We start from the raw sequence: 20,759 nt of genomic DNA on the forward strand, positions 1-20,759 counted from the left end.
TTCAGAGTGCGCTATAAATATTCACAATAGGGCGCGAATATTACGCAAAACGCACGCCTTTGACAAGTGCTACAGTCAATACACGAAGAAAAAAAACACAACTTGTACGGTAACGTTTATCTGTGCCATTTTTTCAGTACAATCACTCTATATTCCTAACCATAAACCCTAAGTTGCCTCTGTTCACAGTAAGGTAATCGGGGCGAAAAGCCCGGCTTTTGCGATGAATTTAGAAAAAATCAATGAGTTAACCGCGCAAGATATGGCGGGTGTTAATGCAGCAATTCTCGAGCAGCTTAATTCCGACGTCCAACTGATCAATCAGTTAGGCTATTACATCGTCAGCGGCGGCGGTAAACGTATTCGTCCGATGATTGCTGTACTGGCTGCACGAGCTGTTGGTTATGAGGGGAATGCACATGTCACCATTGCTGCCCTAATTGAGTTTATCCACACGGCGACCCTGCTACACGACGACGTTGTGGATGAATCAGATATGCGCCGAGGTAAAGCTACCGCCAACGCCGCCTTTGGTAACGCTGCCAGCGTGCTGGTAGGCGATTTTATTTATACCCGTGCGTTCCAGATGATGACCAGCCTCGGCTCGCTCAAAGTGCTGGAAGTGATGTCAGAGGCTGTAAACGTCATCGCGGAAGGTGAAGTTTTGCAACTGATGAACGTTAATGATCCGGACATCACCGAAGAGAACTACATGCGTGTTATTTACAGCAAAACCGCACGTCTGTTCGAGGCTGCTGCTCAGTGTTCCGGTATTCTGGCAGGCTGTACGCCGGAAGAGGAAAAAGGCCTGCAAGATTATGGTCGTTACCTCGGCACGGCTTTCCAGCTGATCGACGATTTGCTCGATTACAATGCCGATGGCGAACAGTTGGGCAAAAATGTCGGTGATGATCTGAACGAAGGTAAACCGACGCTGCCGCTGCTGCATGCGATGCATCATGGCACACCAGAACAGGCACAGATGATCCGTTCCGCCATCGAACAAGGGAACGGTCGACATCTTCTGGAACCGGTTCTGGAAGCAATGAACGCTTGCGGCTCTCTGGAATGGACACGTCAGCGTGCGGAAGAAGAAGCAGACAAAGCCATTGCTGCATTGCAAGTGTTGCCGGATACCCCATGGCGAGAGGCGTTAATCGGCCTCGCACACATCGCTGTTCAACGCGATCGTTAATCCCTTCCTGTTATCCCGCGTACTGCGCGGGATAATTCTAATAAACTCCAAAAAAACCTCAATCAATCGCAAAATTGTCTGAAATACAGATAACTTATCTTAATATATTCTGAATATTCACACTCCTTACAGGAACTTTTTAGAACAATGCGCCATCAGGAGTATAGTGGCGTTACCCGGAGTGCATGTTCTGAAAGTAAGCGACTAACTTAAGGAGTGAGGAAAGATGGAGAATAATTTTATTGACTGGCATCCCGCCGATATCATTGCGGGTTTGCGGAAAAGAGGAACGTCAATGGCGGCGGAATCTCGCAGAAATGGTTTGAGTTCCTCGACACTGGCGAATGCATTATCGCGTCCCTGGCCGAAAGGAGAGATGATTATTGCGAAAGCATTAGGAACTGATCCCTGGGTTATCTGGCCATCACGCTATCATGACCCGCTGACCCATGAGTTTATCGACAGATCGCAGTTGATGCGCAGCTACACCAAACCGCAAAAATGAGTAGCCTGGCGGTAGCCCCGCGAACGGGGCTGCCAGCTATCAGACGATTACTCGCCTTTCACACGCTCAATGTTAGCACCAAGCGCGCGAAGTTTGTCTTCAATGCGCTCGTAGCCACGATCGATGTGATAAATACGATCAACAACCGTAGTACCTTCTGCAATGCAGCCAGCCAGCACCAGACTTGCTGAAGCACGCAGATCGGTTGCCATTACCTGTGCACCGGAAAGTTTTTCAACACCGTGACAAATAACGGTATTGCTTTCAATTTCGGCATGCGCGCCCATACGGCTTAGCTCAGGTACGTGCATAAAGCGGTTTTCAAAGACCGTTTCGGTGATAAATCCGGTTCCTTCTGCCACCAGGTTCAGCAGCGTGAACTGGGCCTGCATATCGGTCGGGAACGCCGGATGCGGCGCAGTACGTACGTTAACGGCCTTCGGACGTTTGCCGTGCATATCCAGGCTAATCCAGTCTTCCCCCACTTCAATGTCCGCCCCGGCGTCACGCAGTTTCGCCAGCACAGCGTCAAGGGTATCTGGCTGGGCGTTATGGCAGACGATTTTGCCGCGAGAGATCGCCGCAGCAACCAGGAAAGTACCGGTTTCAATTCGATCCGGCAGGACGCGGTAAACGCCGCCACCTAAACGTTCTACCCCTTCGATGACAATACGATCGGTACCCTGGCCGCTAATTTTCGCGCCCAGCGTAACCAGGAAGTTCGCGGTATCGACGATTTCCGGTTCACGCGCCGCGTTTTCAATAATTGTGGTGCCTTCCGCCAGGGTTGCAGCACACATGATGGTCACGGTTGCACCAACACTGACTTTATCCATCACGATGTGCGCGCCTTTCAGACGGCCATCGACGGAAGCTTTAACGTAACCTTCTTCCAGTTTGATGGTCGCGCCTAATTGCTCAAGGCCGGAAATATGTAAATCAACCGGACGAGCACCAATCGTACAACCACCAGGCAGAGAAACCTGCCCCTGACCAAAACGAGCCACCAGCGGCCCAAGCGCCCAGATAGAGGCACGCATGGTTTTAACCAGATCGTAAGGCGCGCAGAAGACATTAACGTCACGGGCATCGATATGCACAGAACCATTACGTTCTACTTTGGCGCCAAGCTGGCTAAGCAGCTTCATTGATGTATCGACGTCTTTCAGTTTCGGGACGTTCTGGATCTCCACCGGATCTTCCGCCAGCAGTGCAGCGAAAAGGATAGGCAGAGCAGCATTTTTAGCGCCGGAAATTGTGACTTCGCCCTGGAGCTTCGTTGGCCCCTGAACACGAAATTTATCCATTTAGTATGTTCTCAGTTAACAATTCATATCCGCTACCGGCGTATCGCCCATAGCTCAAAAGCCGTTCAGTTTGCGATCGCGCGCCCACTCCGCAGGGGTATACGCTTTGATCGACACAGCATGAATGCGGTTATCCGCAATATATTCCATCAGCGGACCGTAAACCGTCTGCTGTTTTTTAACCCGGCTCATGCCATCAAACATCTCACCCACGGCAATAACCTGAAAGTGGCTACCATCGCCGGAAACGTGGACTTCCTGGAGGGAAAGAGCGTTCATCAGCACGCTCTGAATTTCATTATTTTCCATGGGATCTTCATTCATCAGTTAATAAACCAGCGAAACATCTTAGAGCAAAGTTGCGCTGTCATAAATAAGCAAAAAGCCTTGCTGATTAATCAGACAAGGCTCGACTTACTGGTAGGTTTGCCGGACTGGCGGGTAACGCCTTATTCAGCCTGAAAAAAATTAACGAGGCAGGACATCAGACGGCAAATTATACAATTTTGCCAGGGTATACACCTTGTCGTTTACCCCCTGAAGCGTCACGCTGTTGCCTTGCTTTTTCGCCAGATCGATCAGATGGAGCAGCAACGCCAGTCCACCCGTATCAACGCGGGACACTCGACTAAGATCGATGCGGGTAATCCCCCTCACCGCTTCGTCACGCATTTCCCACAGCGGCAGCAGAACGTCCTGATCCAGCTCTCCGGTCAATACCAGGGTGTCACCCGTCTGCATCCAGCTCAGTGACTCGCTCATTATTTTTTCTCTTCCAGGGTGATTTTCTGTTGAGAAATAGACTTCAGTTGTGCGGTCAGACCATCGATGCCTTTCGTGCGCAGTAAAGTCCCCCACTCATTTTGTTTCGTGGTGATCATGCTGACGCCTTCGGCAATCATGTCATAAGCCTGCCACTTGCCAGTCTGAGAGTTTTTACGCCACTGGAAATCGAGACGTACCGGTGGACGGCCATTCGGGTCAATAATGGTGACACGGATAGGCACAATGGTTTTATCACCCAACGGCTGTTCTGGCGCAATCTGATAGGTCTGACCGTGATACATCGCCAGCGCCTGACCGTAAGCCTGCTTCAGATACTCATGGAAAGCGGCAAAGTAGGCTTCACGCTGGGCTGGGGTCGCGCTTTTGTAGTACTGACCCAGTACCAGCGCACCGGCGTATTTTATCTGTACGTACGGTAGCAGTTCCTGATCGACGATGGTACGCAGGTAATCCGGATTAGCCCGAATTTGCGATTGTTCATTCTTCAGGCGATCGAACGTTTTCTGTGCCGCCTCGTCCATCAGCTTATACGGATTGGTCTGATCTGCCGCGGTTGCCGCACTCAGCGGTGCAATCATTAGCAAAGCGACCATCATTAAACGTTTAAACATGCGTCGGTTCTCCTGAAATTATTTCGTTGTACCCACAGGTTCAGTGGTTTCATTATTACCTGGCACAGCGGCTGGCGCATCGCCACTATTCTTATTGTCATCACCTTTACTGCCGTAAAGGAACTGACCAATGAGATCTTCCAGAACCATCGCAGATTTGGTGTCCTGAATCGTATCCCCCTCTTTCAGAATAGCAGTCCCCAGTTCCGGGTCTTCAAAACCGACGTTTAATGCCAGATATTGTTCCCCAAGCAAACCGGAAGTACGAATGCTCAACGAACTGGTATCAGGAATGTGGTTATAACGTTGTTCAATTTCCAGCGTCACGCGCGGTAGATAGGTTTTCGGGTCCAGCGTAATATCTGCAACCCGGCCTACGACAACACCACCAATACTGACCGGAGAGCGCGCTTTCAGGCCGCCGATATTATCGAACGTCGCATAAAGCGTGTAGGTCGGTTCAGTTCGCATTGACGTCACGTTTGCCGCCTTCAGGCAAACAAACAGCGCCGCCAGCAGTGCTGCTAATAAAAAGATACCCACCCAAATTTCATTTTTTTTCGTTTGCATGAACTCAATTCCCAAACATCAATGCGGTCAGCACAAAATCCAGCCCCAGAACGGCCAGAGACGAGTGGACAACGGTACGAGTGGTTGCCCGGCTAATCCCGGCAGAGGTCGGGATGGCGTCATAACCGTTAAACAACGAAATCCACGTCACCGTAATAGCGAACACCACGCTCTTAATCAGACAGTTGACCAGATCCATACGCCAGTCGACGGCGTTTTGCATTGCCGACCAGAAGAACCCACTATCAATGCCTTTCCAACTGACGCCAACCAGCGATCCGCCCCAGATCCCCACGGCGACGAAAATTATCGTCAGCAGCGGTAGTGAAATTACCCCAGCCCAGAAACGTGGGGAAATGACGCGGCGCAGTGGGTCCACGGCCATCATCTCCATGCTGGAGAGCTGCTCTGTGGCGCGCATCAAACCGATTTCCGCAGTTAACGCCGAACCGGCACGTCCGGCAAACAGCAGTGCTGCGACCACCGGCCCCAGTTCGCGCAGCAGCGACAAGGCCACTAGCATCCCCAGACTGGTTTCCGCACTATAAGTGGTCAGCACCAGATAACCTTGCAGACCCAGCACCATTCCGATGAACACGCCAGAAACCACAATAATCAGCATCGACAGGACGCCGACATTATAGAGCTGACGCACCAACAGCGGCGCATGTTTGCGAAATTCCGGTTTGCCGACCAGCGCATTGAATAACATTAACCCGGCCCGCCCGAACGTTCTCAGGGTTTTAATCCCTTTATGTCCGAGCGACGCCAGCGCATTTAACAGCATGAGTGGCTTAACTCCCTGGTAAAAGATCAGCGTGATAATCGCCGGCAGGATAGCGGAACGGAACTGGTCCGTCAGCAATCCCGTCCAGAAACTGACGTACGCGAGGATCAGGATTCGCCTGCAACGCCTGGGCGCTACCGTGAGCGACAATCTTTTTGTCTGCCAGGATCCAGGCGTGATCCGCAATACTTAAGACTTCCGGCACATCGTGAGAAACCACCACACAGGTTACGCCCAGCGCGCTGTTCAGCTCGGAAATCAGCTTCACCAGGACGCCCATAGTGATGGGATCTTGCCCAACAAACGGCTCATCAAACATGATGAGATCCGGCTCCAGCGCAATTGCACGCGCCAGCGCCGCACGACGCGCCATCCCGCCTGAAAGCTCCGATGGCATAAGTTTAGCCGCTCCGCGCAGCCCCACGGCTTCCAGCTTCATCATCACCGTACTATGCAACAATGGCGCGGGAAGTTGGGTATGTTCACGCAGTGGATAGGCGACGTTGTCAAAAACGTTCATATCGGTGAACAGCGCTCCGGACTGAAACAACATGCTCATCCGTTTACGCACGGTATACAGGCGCGAACGAGACATCGCCGGAATATTTTCGCCATCAAAAAGGATCTCGCCGTGATCTGGCGCGATTTGCCCACCAATCAGACGGAGTAGCGTCGTTTTACCGATGCCTGATGGCCCCATAATCGCCGTGATCTTCCCTCGCGGCACGGTCAGGGAAATATTATCGAAGATGCAGCGATTGCCACGCGTAAAACTGACATCGCGCATATCGACTAAATTCGCCACAGACTGCTCCATAATTCACCCTTTGTCTTGCGTTGATTTTCTAAGCATGGCGCTCAATTTAACCTTGAACCCAACATATTTACAGAATATTACCCGCCGCGGTTAGCGAAAGCTGGCATTTGTTTTACTTTTTAGCCGCATAAAGTCAAAATTAAGAATTCATTACGGCTTTCTGAAAATCTTCAGCGGACCGGCGAGTATACCTGAAGAAAGGACGTTAGATGCTTTTAGCTACGGCACTGTTAATTGTTGGTTTACTTTTGGTCGTTTACAGTGCCGACCGTCTGGTATTTGCCGCCTCTATTCTTTGCCGCACTTTTGGCATCCCACCGCTGATCATCGGCATGACGGTGGTCAGTATTGGTACGTCACTTCCAGAAATAATCGTTTCGCTTGCCGCGTCGCTGCATGAACAACGAGATTTAGCCGTCGGCACAGCACTCGGCTCAAACATAATCAATATTTTACTGATCCTCGGTCTGGCTGCGCTGGTGCGCCCTTTTACCGTCCATTCCGATGTTCTGCGCCGTGAATTACCATTAATGTTATTAGTCAGTGTGGTGGCCGGTTCCGTACTCTATGACGGACAACTTGGTCGCAGCGATGGTATCTTTCTCCTCTTTCTGGCTGTGCTATGGCTGCTGTTCATTGTTAAACTTGCACGTCAGGCAGAACGTCAGGGGACTGACAGCCTGACCAGAGAACAGCTTGCAGAGCTACCGCGCGAAGGCGGTTTACCTGTCGCGTTTTTATGGCTCGGCATTGCATTGATTATCATGCCGGTAGCAACGCGGATGGTGATTGACAACGCCACCGTACTGGCGAATTACTTTGCCATCAGCGAATTGACCATTGGTCTGACGGCAATCGCTATCGGCACTAGTCTGCCGGAACTGGCAACCGCGATAGCAGGTTTTCGCAAAGGTGAAAACGACATTGCTGTCGGTAATATCATTGGCGCAAACATTTTTAATATTGTCATCGTGCTGGGTTTACCCGCGCTGATAACGCCCGGGGAGGTTAACCCACTGGCGTACAGCCGTGACTGCAGCGTGATGCTGTTGGTCAGTATTATTTTTGCGTTGCTATGCTGGCGACGCTCCCGGCAATCTGGCCGTAGTGTTGGGGTATTATTAACAGGCGGATTTGTCGTATGGCTGGCGATGTTGTACTGGTTATCGCCAATACTCGTTGAATAACTGGAAACGCATTATGTCGCACGTAGAGTTGCAACCGGGTTTTGACTTTCAGCAAGCAGGTAAAGAAGTCCTGGCGATTGAACGTGAATGCCTGGCAGAGCTTGATCAATACATCAATCAGAATTTCACGCTCGCCTGTGAAAAGATGTTCTGGTGTAAAGGTAAAGTCGTGGTCATGGGAATGGGTAAATCGGGACACATTGGGCGCAAAATGGCAGCAACCTTTGCCAGCACCGGTACTCCGTCATTTTTCGTCCATCCCGGTGAGGCCGCACATGGCGATTTAGGCATGGTCACCCCGCAGGACGTGGTCATTGCGATTTCTAACTCAGGTGAATCCAGCGAAATCACGGCCTTAATCCCGGTACTCAAACGCCTGCATGTACCGTTAATTTGCATCACCGGTCGTCCGGAGAGCAGCATGGCACGCGCAGCAGACGTGCATCTGTGTGTTAAAGTAGCAAAAGAAGCTTGTCCGTTAGGGCTGGCGCCAACCAGCAGTACTACCGCGACGCTGGTCATGGGAGATGCGCTCGCCGTCGCCTTGTTGAAAGCGCGCGGCTTTACCGCCGAAGATTTTGCACTTTCGCATCCAGGCGGCGCACTTGGTCGTAAACTTCTGCTTCGCGTCAGCGATATTATGCATACGGGCGACGAGATCCCGCATGTCAAGAAAACGGCCAGCCTGCGCGATGCGCTGCTGGAAGTCACCCGCAAAAATCTTGGTATGACCGTCATTTGCGATGACAATATGATGATTGAAGGCATCTTTACCGACGGTGATTTACGCCGTGTCTTCGATATGGGCGTGGATGTCCGTCAGTTAGGTATTGCCGATGTGATGACGCCGGGGGGAATTCGTGTACGTCCTGGCATTCTGGCCGTTGAGGCGCTGAACTTAATGCAGTCCCGCCATATCACTTCCGTAATGGTTGCCGATGGCGACCATTTACTCGGTGTGTTACATATGCACGATTTATTGCGTGCTGGCGTAGTGTAAAGATTCAAGGATAAACAACAATGAGTAAAGCAGGTGCGTCGCTTGCGACCTGTTACGGCCCTGTTAGCGCCGATGTGATGGCAAAAGCAGAGAACATTCGTCTGCTGATCCTCGACGTTGATGGCGTATTGTCAGATGGTCTGATTTATATGGGTAACAATGGCGAAGAGCTGAAAGCGTTCAATGTTCGTGACGGTTACGGTATCCGCTGTGCGCTCACCTCTGATATTGAAGTCGCCATCATTACTGGACGAAAGGCTAAACTGGTAGAAGATCGGTGTGCAACGTTAGGGATCACTCATCTGTATCAGGGGCAATCAAACAAGCTTATCGCCTTTGGCGATCTGCTGGAAAAACTGGCGATTGCGCCAGAAAACGTGGCTTACGTTGGTGATGATCTTATCGACTGGCCAGTGATGGAAAAAGTGGGCTTAAGCGTGGCCGTAGCCGATGCGCATCCGCTATTGATTCCGCGCGCTGATTACGTGACGCGCATTGCTGGCGGTCGTGGCGCGGTTCGTGAAGTTTGCGACTTATTACTTCTGGCGCAGGGCAAACTGGATGAAGCCAAAGGGCAATCGATATGAGTAAAGCCAGACGTTGGGTTATCATTGTGCTATCACTGGCGGTTCTGGTGATGATCGGCGTTAACATGACCGAGAAAGACGATACCGCCCAGGTGGTCGTCAACAACAATGATCCCACCTATAAAAGCGAGCATACGGACACGCTCGTCTATAACCCAGAAGGAGCCCTAAGCTATCGATTGATTGCTCAACACGTTGAATATTATTCCGATCAGGCCGTTTCGTGGTTTACGCAACCCGTACTTACCACGTTTGATAAGGATAAAATCCCGACATGGTCGGTTAAAGCAGATAAAGCCAAGCTAACCAATGACCGGATGCTCTATTTATATGGACACGTTGAAGTCAACGCACTCGTGCCGGACTCTCAACTTCGCAGAATCACGACGGATAACGCGCAGATCAATCTGGTGACGCAGGATGTTACCTCTGAAGACCTCGTCACGTTATACGGAACAACATTTAACTCCAGCGGTCTGAAAATGCGCGGCAACTTACGCAGCAAGAATGCCGAGCTGATTGAAAAGGTTAGAACATCCTATGAAATTCAAAACAAACAAACTCAGCCTTAATCTTGTGCTTGCCAGCTCACTTCTGGCCGCCAGCATTCCGGCATTTGCCGTTACCGGAGATACTGACCAACCGATCCACATTGAGTCGGACCAGCAATCTCTTGATATGCAAGGCAACGTGGTTACCTTTACCGGTAATGTCGTCGTGACTCAAGGCACCATTAAAATTAATGCCGATAAAGTGGTCGTTACCCGTCCGGGCGGCGAACAAGGTAAAGAGGTGATTGACGGCTACGGTAAACCGGCAACGTTCTACCAGATGCAGGACAACGGTAAACCCGTTGAAGGTCACGCTTCCCAGATGCACTACGAACTGGCAAAAGATTTTGTCGTTCTGACGGGTAATGCTTATCTGCAGCAGGTCGATAGCAACATTAAGGGCGATAAGATCACTTACCTGGTGAAAGAGCAGAAAATGCAGGCTTTCAGTGACAAAGGTAAGCGTGTGACCACCGTTCTGGTGCCGTCACAGTTGCAGGACAAAAACAACAAAGGCCAGACCCCGGCACAGAAGAAGGGTAATTAATTCGTTATGGCAACTTTAACTGCAAAGAACCTTGCAAAAGCCTATAAAGGCCGCCGCGTGGTGGAAGACGTCAGCCTGACCGTCAACTCCGGGGAGATTGTCGGTCTGCTGGGGCCAAACGGTGCCGGTAAGACGACCACTTTCTATATGGTCGTTGGCATTGTGCCGCGCGATGCGGGCAACATTATTATTGATGACGACGATATCAGCCTGCTGCCGCTGCATGCGCGTGCGCGTCGCGGTATCGGCTATTTGCCGCAGGAAGCCTCTATTTTCCGTCGCCTCAGCGTTTACGATAACCTGATGGCGGTACTGCAAATTCGTGACGACTTATCCGCTGAACAGCGTGAAGATCGCGCGAACGAGCTGATGGAAGAGTTCCACATTGAGCATTTACGCGACAGCATGGGGCAATCGCTCTCCGGTGGTGAACGCCGTCGTGTAGAAATTGCGCGCGCACTGGCTGCGAATCCGAAATTTATCCTCCTCGATGAACCATTTGCCGGGGTTGACCCGATCTCGGTTATCGACATCAAACGTATCATTGAACACCTGCGCGACAGCGGCCTGGGCGTGCTTATCACCGACCATAACGTGCGTGAAACGCTGGCTGTTTGTGAACGCGCTTATATCGTCAGTCAGGGGCATTTAATCGCTCATGGCACGCCGACAGAAATCTTACAAGATGAACATGTTAAGCGTGTATACCTTGGGGAAGACTTCAGACTCTGATAGGGTAGAAGTTTGCGATGTTTTAGCAGGAGAGTACGATTCTGAACATGAAGCAAGGTTTGCAACTCAGGCTTAGCCAACAACTGGCAATGACGCCTCAGCTACAACAGGCGATTCGTCTGTTGCAGTTGTCCACGCTGGAACTTCAGCAGGAGCTACAGCAGGCGCTGGAAAGTAATCCATTGCTTGAGCAAATCGACACTCATGATGAAATCGACACTCACGAAACGCCAGACAGCGAAACGCTGGATACCGCTGACGCGCTCGAACAAAAAGAGATGCCGGAAGAGCTGCCGCTCGATGCCAGTTGGGATACCATCTACACCGCCGGTACGCCATCAGGCACCAGCGGTGACTACATCGACGACGAGCTGCCGGTCTATCAGGGCGAAACGACGCAGACCTTGCAGGATTATCTGATGTGGCAGGTCGAGCTGACACCGTTTTCCGACACTGACCGCGCTATCGCCACCTCCATCGTCGATGCCGTTGATGACACCGGTTATCTGACCGTCCCGCTGGAAGATATTCTCGAAAGTATGGGCGATGAAGAGATCGACATCGATGAAGTTGAAGCAGTCCTGAAACGCATCCAGCGTTTTGATCCGGTCGGTGTGGCGGCGAAAGATCTGCGTGACTGTCTGCTGATCCAACTTTCCCAATTCGATAAAACCACGCCGTGGCTGGAAGAAGCTCGACTGATCATTAGCGATCATCTCGATCTGCTGGCCAATCACGACTTTCGCTCATTAATGCGCGTCACGCGTCTGAAAGAAGATGTGCTGAAAGAAGCCGTCAATCTGATCCAGTCACTCGATCCACGTCCTGGCCAGTCGATCCAGACCGGTGAACCGGAATATGTCATCCCTGATGTGCTGGTGCGTAAGCATAACGGCCAGTGGACGGTTGAACTGAACAGCGACAGTATTCCACGTCTGCAAATCAACCAGCATTACGCCTCAATGTGCAATAACGCACGTAACGATGGCGACAGTCAGTTTATCCGCAGCAATCTGCAGGATGCTAAATGGTTGATTAAGAGCCTGGAAAGCCGTAACGATACGCTGCTGCGCGTCAGTCGCTGTATTGTTGAACAACAGCAAGCCTTCTTTGAGCAAGGCGAAGAATATATGAAACCGATGGTGCTGGCTGATATCGCCCAGGCCGTCGAGATGCATGAATCGACGATATCTCGCGTGACCACGCAAAAGTACCTGCATAGTCCACGAGGCATTTTTGAACTGAAGTATTTCTTTTCCAGTCACGTCAATACCGAAGGGGGTGGCGAAGCCTCTTCCACGGCGATTCGTGCACTGGTGAAGAAATTAATCGCGGCGGAAAACCCAGCGAAACCGTTGAGCGACAGCAAGTTAACCTCTTTGTTGTCAGAACAAGGTATCATGGTGGCACGCCGCACTGTTGCGAAGTACCGAGAGTCTTTATCCATTCCGCCGTCAAACCAGCGTAAACAGCTCGTTTGACCCAACCGATAAGGAAGACACTATGCAGCTCAACATTACCGGAAATAACGTCGAGATCACCGAGGCCCTGCGCGAATTTGTCACCTCAAAGTTTGCCAAACTTGAGCAATATTTTGACCGAATCAACCAGGTTTATGTTGTTCTGAAAGTGGAGAAAGTCACCCACACCTCAGATGCAACACTGCATGTTAACGGTGGCGAAATTCATGCCAGCGCGGAAGGTCAGGACATGTACGCCGCCATTGATGGCTTAATTGATAAGTTGGCACGTCAGCTAACCAAGCATAAAGATAAATTGAAACAACACTAATTGTCCGGGCAATTAGCAAGTGCATGGCGGCCTGTTGTATGGCACAACAGGCCATTTGTACGGTTAATGCTCCGAATCTGCCCCACTGTTTGAGTGGGCAGATTCTTAGGTGAAATTATGACAAATAATGATACAACTCTACAGCTTAGCAGTGTTCTTAACAGGGAATGTACGCGAAGCCGCGTCCACTGTCAGAGCAAAAAACGCGCCCTGGAAATCATCAGCGAACTGGCGGCAAAACAACTTAGCCTGCCGCCGCAGGTGGTTTTTGAAGCTATTCTGACGCGGGAAAAAATGGGCAGTACCGGTATTGGTAATGGCATTGCCATTCCGCACGGCAAACTGGAAGAAGATACCCTACGCGCGGTTGGCGTTTTCGTTCAGCTAGAAACACCCATTGCTTTTGATGCCATAGATAACCAGCCGGTAGACTTACTTTTTGCCCTGTTGGTACCCGCAGACCAAACCAAAACGCACCTGCACACTCTTTCGCTGGTCGCGAAACGTCTGGCGGACAAAACTATCTGCCGCCGTTTACGTGCAGCCCAGAGCGATGAAGAGCTGTATCAAATCATTACGGATACCGAAGGTACTCCGGATGAAACGTAGTTATTCTGTAATGTCTCTTTTAGACGTTGTGAGGAGAAACAGTACATGGTACTGATGATCGTCAGCGGACGTTCAGGGTCAGGCAAATCTGTCGCCCTGCGGGCGCTGGAAGATATGGGTTTTTACTGCGTGGATAACCTTCCCGTAGTGCTGTTACCCGATCTGGCTCGGACTCTGGCCGATCGCGAGATTTCTGCCGCCGTCAGCATTGATGTCCGCAATATGCCAGAGTCGCCAGAAATATTCGAACAGGCGATGAGCAATCTGCCTGATGCTTTCTCACCGCAACTCCTGTTTCTCGATGCCGATCGTAACACGCTGATTCGTCGTTACAGCGATACGCGCCGCCTGCATCCGCTTTCCAGCAAAAACCTGTCGCTGGAAAGTGCTATCGACAAAGAAAGCGATCTGCTGGAACCGCTGCGTTCACGGGCGGATCTGATTGTCGATACATCTGAAATGTCCGTTCATGAACTGGCAGAAATGCTGCGTACCCGCCTGCTGGGTAAACGCGAGCGTGAACTGACAATGGTCTTTGAATCCTTCGGCTTCAAGCACGGTATTCCTATCGACGCGGATTACGTCTTTGACGTACGTTTCCTGCCGAACCCACACTGGGATCCGAAACTGCGTCCGATGACGGGCCTTGATAAACCTGTCGCCGCATTCCTCGATAGGCACACAGAAGTACACAATTTTATCTACCAGACGCGTAGCTATCTTGAGCTATGGTTACCTATGCTGGAAACCAACAACCGTAGCTACCTGACGGTCGCCATTGGTTGTACTGGCGGGAAACACCGTTCGGTGTATATTGCAGAACAGTTGGCTGACTACTTCCGCTCACGCGGTAAAAACGTCCAGTCACGTCATCGCACGCTGGAAAAACGTAAACCATGACCGTCAAACAAACTGTCGAAATCACTAACAAGCTGGGCATGCATGCCCGGCCTGCTATGAAACTGTTTGAATTAATGCAGGGTTTTGACGCCGAAGTGCTTTTACGTAATGACGAAGGCACCGAGGCTGAAGCCAACAGCGTTATTGCGCTGTTGATGCTGGATTCTGCCAAAGGACGACAGATTGAAGTCGAAGCGACCGGTCCGCAGGAAGTTGAGGCGCTGGCCGCCGTCATCGCCCTCTTTAACTCAGGTTTTGACGAAGATTAATCTTCGTCATTCTGACGCTTAATCCCCCCAGACACGCCCCTTCCGCCCTAACGTACGAAAAAAGCACAACCCCCAAATATCCCCATTTCTCGCAAATTGTACATTTCGTGCGCTTTTTTGTAAGTATAAAACCTTAAGAAAACCTTAAAAAAGCTTGTTTAGGTTTTGTTTAAGTTAAGCCCTCATACTGGAGACAGTCAGAAAATACCTCCAGGAGATAGCATGATTCGCTTATCTGAACAAAGTCCCCTGGGCACCGGAAGACATCGAAAATGTTATGCGCATCCGGAAGATGCCCAACGCTGTATTAAAATTGTCTACCACCGTGGCGACGGTGGTGATAAAGAGATCCGCCGTGAGTTAAAGTACTATGCGCATCTTGGTCGTCGTTTGAAAGACTGGAGCGGTATTCCGCGCTATCACGGTACGGTTGAGACTGATTGCGGAACCGGTTATGTCTACGATGTCATTGCCGATTTTGATGGCAAACCGTCTATTACACTGAGCGAATTTGCTAAACAATGCCATTACGAAGAAGATATCGCGCAACTGCGTCAGTTATTGAAACAGTTAAAGCGTTATTTGCAGAATAACCACATCGTGACGATGTCGCTGAAGCCGCAGAATATCCTCTGCCACCGCATCAGTGAGTCAGAAATTATCCCTGTCGTCTGTGACAACATTGGTGAAAGCACGTTGATTCCACTGGCGACCTGGTCGAAGTGGTGTTGTCTGCGTAAGCAAGAGCGGTTGTGGCGACGTTTTATCACTCAACCAGCGTTAGCTGTTGCTCTGCAAAAAGAGGCGCAACCGCGTGACAGCAAAAAGCTCGCCCTCTCCTCGCGCGAAGCCTAATACAGCTGGTGTTGTTGCATAAACGACTCACCGCCTAACTGATGCATTTGCTGCAAAATCCACGCCTGACGGCTACGCACGTAGCCCGAAGGTGCAGTAACTTTGAAACGAAGTGGATTGGGTAATACAGCCGCCAGTAACGCTGCTTCCGAACGGGTAAGTTTGCTGGCGGATTTATGGAAATAACGCTGTGCCGCAGCCTCGACGCCAAACACACCTTCGCCAAATTCGGCGACATTCAGGTAAACCGCCAGGATGCGCTTTTTGCTCCAGACCGTTTCTATCCCCAGTGTTAATCCGGCTTCCAGCCCTTTTCTTACCCAGCTTCGCCCATCCCACAAAAAGAGATTTTTGGCTGTCTGCTGCGAAATTGTTGATGCGCCGCGAATGCGGTTTTCATTGCGCTCGTTGTGCGCCAGGGCTTTCTCAATGGAAGCGACATCAAAACCCCAGTGCTCGGGAAATTTCTGATCTTCTGCGGCAATCACCGCCAGCCCCATCCACGGCGAGATTTGATCCATACTGACCCAGTCAGAATGCGCCACGTAACGAAAGTTGCCATGCAGCCAGGCACTTAGCTGACGCTCGGCCATCACCGCAGAGAACGGGACTGGCGCTATACTAAACAGCGCTATACCCCCGCCCCAGAGCACAACGAGGACAATCAGTAACCGCAGAATGAAACGGCGAACGAAACCGAACGCCGTTATGCGGCGTTTGCTCATTCCGCCAGAACCAGTACGCGGGAAACCAGCTTATCAATGCCACTTGCTGCTTCCGCAATGTTCTGTGCCAACATATACGCAGGCGTGGTGACAATCTTATTGTCTTCATCAACGACAATATCATCTACCGGACATGGCACATGCTCCGCGCCCATCTCTTCCAGCACTTCTGCGGTATCGATATCTGTACCGATAGTCAAACGCAGCGGGAAATTGAAGATTTTCGGCAACATTGCCGGTGCAATACACATAAAGCCAAGCGGTTTTCCGGCCTGATGCATTGCCAGCGCCAGCGCCTTTAACTCACGGTCTACGCTGCATTCACTACCAAGGCTAGCAAAATTGCTTAAATTCTTTGCCGCGCCAAATCCACCCGGCACAATTAACGCATCAAGTTCGGCGGCATCAGCCTGTGCCAGAGGACGGATCTCACCACGCGTAATACGCGCCGCTTCAATCAACACATTGCGCGTTTCCGCCATTGCTTCACCGGTTAAATGGTTGATGACATCAACCTGCTGCTTATCTGGAGCAAAACAAACTGCCTGCGCGCCGCTGCGAGATATCGCTAATAACGTCAATACCGCTTCATGAATTTCAGAACCGTCATAGACGCCGCATCCGCTCAGAACTACGCCAATTTTCTTCATTGTGATCATCCTTTCGCAATTGACTGAAACACATTAATTTTTTTAATAAAAACGCTACACATCACACATTTAACTGATTCATGTAACAAATCATTTAAGATTTGCTATCTTAACTGCATGCGGCCTGAAAAACAGTGCTGTGCCTTTGTTACTTATCATAAAAAATTACGGCGCAGCCAAGATTTCCCTGGTGTTGGCGCAGTATTCGCGCACCCCGGTTTAGCCGGGGTCATTTTTTAGCGGCTTTTGCCACCCACGCTTTCAGCACTTCTACGTCGTGACGCCACTCTTCTTTCATCTCTTCAATCCATTCACCAACATTATCTTCCCACGCAGGTAGATCGGGAGACTGAATTTGCTGACCCAGCTGTTGTAGATGGCGTAACCCCACTGAACCCGCTGCGCCTTTAATTTTATGTCCTTCCTCAACGATGCCTTTTTTGTCCTGTGCCGTCAGGTTCGACTCCAGTACGCTGACATAGCCCGGCATCATCTTCTCAAACACGGCTAACCCGTCGGTAATCAGCTTCGGTCCTACAAGTTCGAGATACTGTTCCAGCATGGGAATATCGAGCAATGCTTCTGATTTACCACTCTCTTCTGTCGTCACCGTGCTCTCCTCATCATCCTGGGTATCCCAGAATTTCTTGATCATCGCGGTTAGCGCCGGAACAGAAAGCGGCTTACTCAGCACATCATTCATTCCAGCATTGAGGTACTCTTGTTTGTCTTTCAGCACGTTGGCGGTTAAGGCCACCAGCGGTGGTAAATCTTCCCGCGGATAACGCTTCGTCAGTTCGCGTGATATATCCAGCCCGGTCATATCTGGTAACTGAATATCCAGCAATACAAGGTCGTATTCGCCCGGCTTAAACATCTCCAGTGCTGCCTTACCAGACATCGCCACATCAACGCTGTTGCCCAGTTTTTCCAGCACCGAACGGGCAACGATGACGTTCAGCTCAATGTCTTCTACCAACAGCACATTCAGCGCCGGTAAAGGCATATCATCTTCATCAAACGCGTCATCCACTTCTTCCGCCACCGACGGCGCGTGGATCGTCAGGGTAAAGGTCGAGCCTTTACCTTGTTCGCTGGTGACTGTGATATCACCGCCCATATTTTTCGCCAGTCGACGAGAAACCGCCAGGCCAATACCCGTACCGGTTGCAGGTTTGCCACCGTGGCTGTCTTTCACCTGGTAATACATGGCGAAAATTTTATCCAGTTCATTCTGTGGAATACCGATGCCGGAGTCTTCCACTTCAAAATGCAGCATGTCGCCTTCGTCATAACGTACGCGAACAGTCACCTGGCCCTTCTGGGTAAATTTCACAGCGTTACTGATTAAGTTCCACAGGATCTGGCGTAAGCGAGTCCCGTCGGTAATCACCTGATGCGGCAACGGCAGTGTTGGTTCAAGAACAAAGCGCAAACCTTTTTGTTGCGCCTGCAGTGCGGAGAGGTTTTCCAGATCGGCCAGGAAGCTGGTGAAATCAACCGGCTGGTTATCGAGCTGAACTTTACGTCGCTCCATCTTATCCATATCAATAATATCGTTGAAGATATTCCCCAAAGTGATGGCGGAAACATGGATAGTTTTGAGATATTTTTCCTGCTCGGCGGTGAGCTCTGTATCCAGCAGAATTCGGCTTAAGCCGACGATACCGTTCAGCGGCGTACGCAACTCATGACTGATGGTGGAGATAAAGGTTGTTTTGTCGCGGCTGGCGCGTTCTAGCGCATCCTGATAACGCTTACGCTCGGTAATGTCGCGGCCGAACCCCATCAAGCCGTGGCGTTTACCCACGCGGTCGTAGTACGGCACTTTACGGATTTCAAAGCAGGCTTTGCGTCCATCCGGATAATCCAGCCACTGTTCATAGGTCAGTGACACATTATGACGGAACACCTTCTCGTCGGTTTCAATGACTTTCGCTGCGGCTTCCGGCGAGTAAACGTCCGCAGGTTTCAAATGCACCAACTGTTTTTCGCTTTTCCCTGTCAGCAGTTCCATCGCACGGTTACAGCCGGAAAACTCTTTATCTTCGTTACGGTAAAAAACCAGATCGGGTGAAGCATCAAGGAAGGAACGTAAGAACGAAGATTGTTGTTCGAGTTGAATTTGCGTCTCTTCGCGCTCTTTGATTTCAATTTTCAGCTGACCGAAGGTTTCCTGCAGTTCTGCTTCTGCTTTTTCACGAACGGCGATTTCCTGATTTAGCTGGGCAATATTATCTTTTAACTGAACGTTGAGGCTTAGATCGCGCTCGCGCATCTCCTCCAGCTTTTGCACCAGTCGTGACAGGCGTTGCCGTGACTCCTCGAGTTGCTCAACGACTACCGAAAGAAAGTAGACCGCCCATGGCGTAATCAACAAACCAAAGAAAATAGAGCGGATAACATCAATGCTTTCGACCTGACCATGCAGCACCATGGTTACCGCCATTTGTACCACAATGGCAAGAACGACGAGGGCCAGCGCCAGCAACATTGAGAAGCGCACCAGACCTAACTTCATCATCAGGTCAACATAGTACTGCGCCAGCAGACGAATTTGCTTCATTAGGGGATTCCTTCACGACAACCTGCCCCAATAATACCCAATTCTGGCAGTTACGTTATAAATTGTGTGAGAAATGCGGAATTCCCCTCAATGGCCTACGCCGTTGGAGGTAGCCACGGACGTCCCAGCGCCGATCCCTGTACGCCATGTTCAGTAAGATAGCGATCCAACTCAACCATCCCCGTCCAGCGATTTTCACACCATAGCGGTGCAAGTAGCGTCGGGCGACGGGCGCTGGCGGAAATGCGGTGGTAGATAACTTCCGGCGGCGTATGGCGAATCATTTCTCCGGCAGTGAGCGTGTAATCCTCCAGTTCAATACCGTTCAAACGCCCCGCTTCCCAGGCTTTCGCCATAATGCTGCCTTTCACAATATGCAGCGGATGCAGCTTTATGCCGTCCACGCCGGTTTCAACCACTCGCTCCAGCGTTTGCAAACATTCAGCCTGCCCTTCGCCAGGCAGCCCGACAATTAAGTGAGAACACACCTTCAGACCGCGCTGACGTGCCAGCTGGGTTGTACGCTGATAACAGGCAAAATCATGGCCGCGATTGATGCGATGCAGCGTTTTGTCGTGTGCGGTTTGCAGCCCCAGCTCCAGCCACACTTCATAGCCCTGGTCTTTATATTCACAAAGCAAATCAAGCACCGCATCTGGCACGCAGTCCGGGCGGGTACCAACACACAAACCAACGATATTGGCCTGGCTTACCGCCTGTTGATACATAGAACGCAGCACCTGAACTTCAGCAAAGGTGCTGGTATACGCCTGAAAGTAGGCCAGATAGCGTTTCGCGCGGTTAACTAAATTCGCCTGGTGCGCCAGTTGCTCGGCAATGGAACGATGCTGCTGCGCTTCGTCGGCAAACGAGGCAACATTACAGAACGTGCAGCCGCCGCGCCCGATGGTACCGTCACGGTTAGGGCAGCTAAAACCGCCGTGCAGCGTCAGCTTATGCACCTTTTGCCCGTAACGACGGGTAAGATCACCACCAAACATATTGACTAATTTCTGTAACTGCATAATCTGATAGACCGCGCCTTGAAAAGAGGCCAAAGCCTGCCATTTTTAGCTCAATTCGGCGATGACCTGGATCAATCGCCCTGCCCTGCTTTTATCAACTGCATAATAAATCACAATTAATGAAATTCCATGCAGAACAACATGAATTACTTTTGCTTATCTGGCATCGGATTTTTTTATCTCCTTA

General features: G+C 50.8%; 25 protein-coding genes. 14 read left to right on the forward strand and 11 right to left on the reverse strand.

Annotated features, from left to right (window positions below):
- The first annotated feature begins 223 nt into the window (after positions 1 to 223).
- The gene (gene ispB / locus FFT88_RS18275; RefSeq protein ID WP_130204586.1) at positions 224 to 1,195 is read left to right on the forward strand and encodes an octaprenyl diphosphate synthase; all 972 of its coding nucleotides are present in this window, start codon (positions 224 to 226) and stop codon (positions 1,193 to 1,195) included.
- Positions 1,196 to 1,421: 226 nt separating this feature from the next.
- The gene (sfsB, locus tag FFT88_RS18280) at positions 1,422 to 1,700 is read left to right on the forward strand and encodes a DNA-binding transcriptional regulator SfsB (RefSeq protein ID WP_064529526.1); all 279 of its coding nucleotides are present in this window, start codon (positions 1,422 to 1,424) and stop codon (positions 1,698 to 1,700) included.
- Positions 1,701 to 1,747: 47 nt separating this feature from the next.
- Here the strand turns inward: sfsB and murA are convergent, their stop codons facing one another.
- The 7 genes from murA to mlaF all read right to left on the reverse strand — a co-directional run bounded on the left by murA (position 1,748) and on the right by mlaF (position 6,578).
- Positions 1,748 to 3,007: a UDP-N-acetylglucosamine 1-carboxyvinyltransferase gene (murA, locus tag FFT88_RS18285; RefSeq protein ID WP_130219201.1), complete on the reverse strand. Its 1,260-nt coding sequence runs from the start codon at positions 3,005 to 3,007 to the stop codon at positions 1,748 to 1,750.
- 54 nt (positions 3,008 to 3,061) lie between these two features.
- Positions 3,062 to 3,316 (reverse strand): BolA family iron metabolism protein IbaG, encoded by a 255-nt coding sequence (gene ibaG / locus FFT88_RS18290; protein WP_010379217.1) that lies wholly within the window; start codon positions 3,314 to 3,316, stop codon positions 3,062 to 3,064.
- A 159-nt stretch (positions 3,317 to 3,475) separates the two neighbouring features.
- Positions 3,476 to 3,769, reverse strand: coding sequence for a lipid asymmetry maintenance protein MlaB (gene mlaB / locus FFT88_RS18295; protein ID WP_130204582.1), 294 nt, complete (start codon positions 3,767 to 3,769; stop codon positions 3,476 to 3,478).
- Positions 3,769 to 4,404: a phospholipid-binding protein MlaC gene (gene mlaC, locus FFT88_RS18300; RefSeq protein ID WP_130204580.1), complete on the reverse strand. Its 636-nt coding sequence runs from the start codon at positions 4,402 to 4,404 to the stop codon at positions 3,769 to 3,771. The genes mlaB and mlaC overlap by 1 nt, the downstream gene beginning before the upstream one ends.
- A gap of 18 nt (positions 4,405 to 4,422) precedes the next feature.
- Entirely contained in the window at positions 4,423 to 4,974 is a 552-nt protein-coding gene (gene mlaD / locus FFT88_RS18305) for an outer membrane lipid asymmetry maintenance protein MlaD (RefSeq protein ID WP_130204578.1), read from the reverse strand.
- Positions 4,975 to 4,978: 4 nt separating this feature from the next.
- The gene (mlaE, locus tag FFT88_RS18310; RefSeq protein ID WP_000925792.1) at positions 4,979 to 5,761 is read right to left on the reverse strand and encodes a lipid asymmetry maintenance ABC transporter permease subunit MlaE; all 783 of its coding nucleotides are present in this window, start codon (positions 5,759 to 5,761) and stop codon (positions 4,979 to 4,981) included.
- Positions 5,762 to 5,768: 7 nt separating this feature from the next.
- Entirely contained in the window at positions 5,769 to 6,578 is an 810-nt protein-coding gene (gene mlaF / locus FFT88_RS18315; protein ID WP_000438245.1) for a phospholipid ABC transporter ATP-binding protein MlaF, read from the reverse strand.
- A gap of 209 nt (positions 6,579 to 6,787) precedes the next feature.
- Here mlaF and FFT88_RS18320 point away from each other — a divergent pair, with 209 nt between their 5' ends.
- The 12 genes from FFT88_RS18320 to yrbL all read left to right on the forward strand — a co-directional run bounded on the left by FFT88_RS18320 (position 6,788) and on the right by yrbL (position 15,606).
- On the forward strand, positions 6,788 to 7,765 hold the full coding sequence (locus FFT88_RS18320) for a calcium/sodium antiporter (RefSeq protein ID WP_135403599.1): 978 nt from the start codon (positions 6,788 to 6,790) through the stop codon (positions 7,763 to 7,765).
- Between the two features lie 13 nt (positions 7,766 to 7,778).
- The gene (gene kdsD, locus FFT88_RS18325) at positions 7,779 to 8,765 is read left to right on the forward strand and encodes an arabinose-5-phosphate isomerase KdsD (protein ID WP_130204572.1); all 987 of its coding nucleotides are present in this window, start codon (positions 7,779 to 7,781) and stop codon (positions 8,763 to 8,765) included.
- Positions 8,766 to 8,785: 20 nt separating this feature from the next.
- Positions 8,786 to 9,352, forward strand: a complete 567-nt coding sequence (gene kdsC, locus FFT88_RS18330) for a 3-deoxy-manno-octulosonate-8-phosphatase KdsC (protein WP_064529519.1) — start codon at positions 8,786 to 8,788, stop codon at positions 9,350 to 9,352.
- Complete coding sequence (lptC, locus tag FFT88_RS18335; protein ID WP_064529518.1) at positions 9,349 to 9,924, forward strand: LPS export ABC transporter periplasmic protein LptC; 576 nt, start codon at positions 9,349 to 9,351, stop codon at positions 9,922 to 9,924. Before kdsC ends, lptC begins: the two co-directional genes overlap by 4 nt.
- Entirely contained in the window at positions 9,893 to 10,450 is a 558-nt protein-coding gene (gene lptA / locus FFT88_RS18340; protein ID WP_130219197.1) for a lipopolysaccharide ABC transporter substrate-binding protein LptA, read from the forward strand. Before lptC ends, lptA begins: the two co-directional genes overlap by 32 nt.
- Positions 10,451 to 10,456: 6 nt before the next feature.
- Positions 10,457 to 11,182 (forward strand): LPS export ABC transporter ATP-binding protein, encoded by a 726-nt coding sequence (lptB, locus tag FFT88_RS18345; protein ID WP_000224099.1) that lies wholly within the window; start codon positions 10,457 to 10,459, stop codon positions 11,180 to 11,182.
- A gap of 47 nt (positions 11,183 to 11,229) precedes the next feature.
- Positions 11,230 to 12,663 carry an RNA polymerase factor sigma-54 gene (gene rpoN / locus FFT88_RS18350; RefSeq protein WP_105281056.1) on the forward strand — a complete coding sequence of 478 codons (1,434 nt, stop codon included), beginning with the start codon at positions 11,230 to 11,232 and terminating at the stop codon, positions 12,661 to 12,663.
- A gap of 22 nt (positions 12,664 to 12,685) precedes the next feature.
- Positions 12,686 to 12,973 (forward strand): ribosome hibernation promoting factor, encoded by a 288-nt coding sequence (gene hpf / locus FFT88_RS18355; RefSeq protein WP_001176602.1) that lies wholly within the window; start codon positions 12,686 to 12,688, stop codon positions 12,971 to 12,973.
- A gap of 117 nt (positions 12,974 to 13,090) precedes the next feature.
- Positions 13,091 to 13,582 (forward strand): PTS IIA-like nitrogen regulatory protein PtsN, encoded by a 492-nt coding sequence (gene ptsN, locus FFT88_RS18360; RefSeq protein ID WP_000183677.1) that lies wholly within the window; start codon positions 13,091 to 13,093, stop codon positions 13,580 to 13,582.
- 45 nt (positions 13,583 to 13,627) lie between these two features.
- The gene (rapZ, locus tag FFT88_RS18365) at positions 13,628 to 14,482 is read left to right on the forward strand and encodes an RNase adapter RapZ (protein WP_000243741.1); all 855 of its coding nucleotides are present in this window, start codon (positions 13,628 to 13,630) and stop codon (positions 14,480 to 14,482) included.
- Positions 14,479 to 14,751, forward strand: a complete 273-nt coding sequence (npr, locus tag FFT88_RS18370) for a PTS phosphocarrier protein NPr (protein WP_000216792.1) — start codon at positions 14,479 to 14,481, stop codon at positions 14,749 to 14,751. The genes rapZ and npr overlap by 4 nt, the downstream gene beginning before the upstream one ends.
- Before the next feature lie 222 nt (positions 14,752 to 14,973).
- Positions 14,974 to 15,606 carry a PhoP regulatory network protein YrbL gene (gene yrbL / locus FFT88_RS18375; RefSeq protein WP_135403600.1) on the forward strand — a complete coding sequence of 211 codons (633 nt, stop codon included), beginning with the start codon at positions 14,974 to 14,976 and terminating at the stop codon, positions 15,604 to 15,606.
- On the opposite strand, the gene mtgA is transcribed toward yrbL, so the two are convergent.
- The 4 genes from mtgA to FFT88_RS18395 form a co-directional block, all read right to left on the reverse strand.
- Complete coding sequence (mtgA, locus tag FFT88_RS18380) at positions 15,603 to 16,331, reverse strand: monofunctional biosynthetic peptidoglycan transglycosylase (RefSeq protein ID WP_135403601.1); 729 nt, start codon at positions 16,329 to 16,331, stop codon at positions 15,603 to 15,605. The genes yrbL and mtgA overlap by 4 nt on opposite strands.
- Positions 16,328 to 16,981, reverse strand: coding sequence for an isoprenoid biosynthesis glyoxalase ElbB (gene elbB / locus FFT88_RS18385; protein WP_130259108.1), 654 nt, complete (start codon positions 16,979 to 16,981; stop codon positions 16,328 to 16,330). Before elbB ends, mtgA begins: the two co-directional genes overlap by 4 nt.
- Positions 16,982 to 17,210: 229 nt before the next feature.
- Entirely contained in the window at positions 17,211 to 19,547 is a 2,337-nt protein-coding gene (arcB, locus tag FFT88_RS18390; protein WP_135403602.1) for an aerobic respiration two-component sensor histidine kinase ArcB, read from the reverse strand.
- Positions 19,548 to 19,642: 95 nt separating this feature from the next.
- Positions 19,643 to 20,572 carry a TIGR01212 family radical SAM protein gene (locus FFT88_RS18395; protein WP_064529852.1) on the reverse strand — a complete coding sequence of 310 codons (930 nt, stop codon included), beginning with the start codon at positions 20,570 to 20,572 and terminating at the stop codon, positions 19,643 to 19,645.
- Positions 20,573 to 20,759 lie beyond the last annotated feature (187 nt).

The organism is Escherichia sp. E4930 (assembly GCF_005845405.1).
Taxonomy (GTDB): Bacteria; Pseudomonadota; Gammaproteobacteria; order Enterobacterales; family Enterobacteriaceae; genus Escherichia.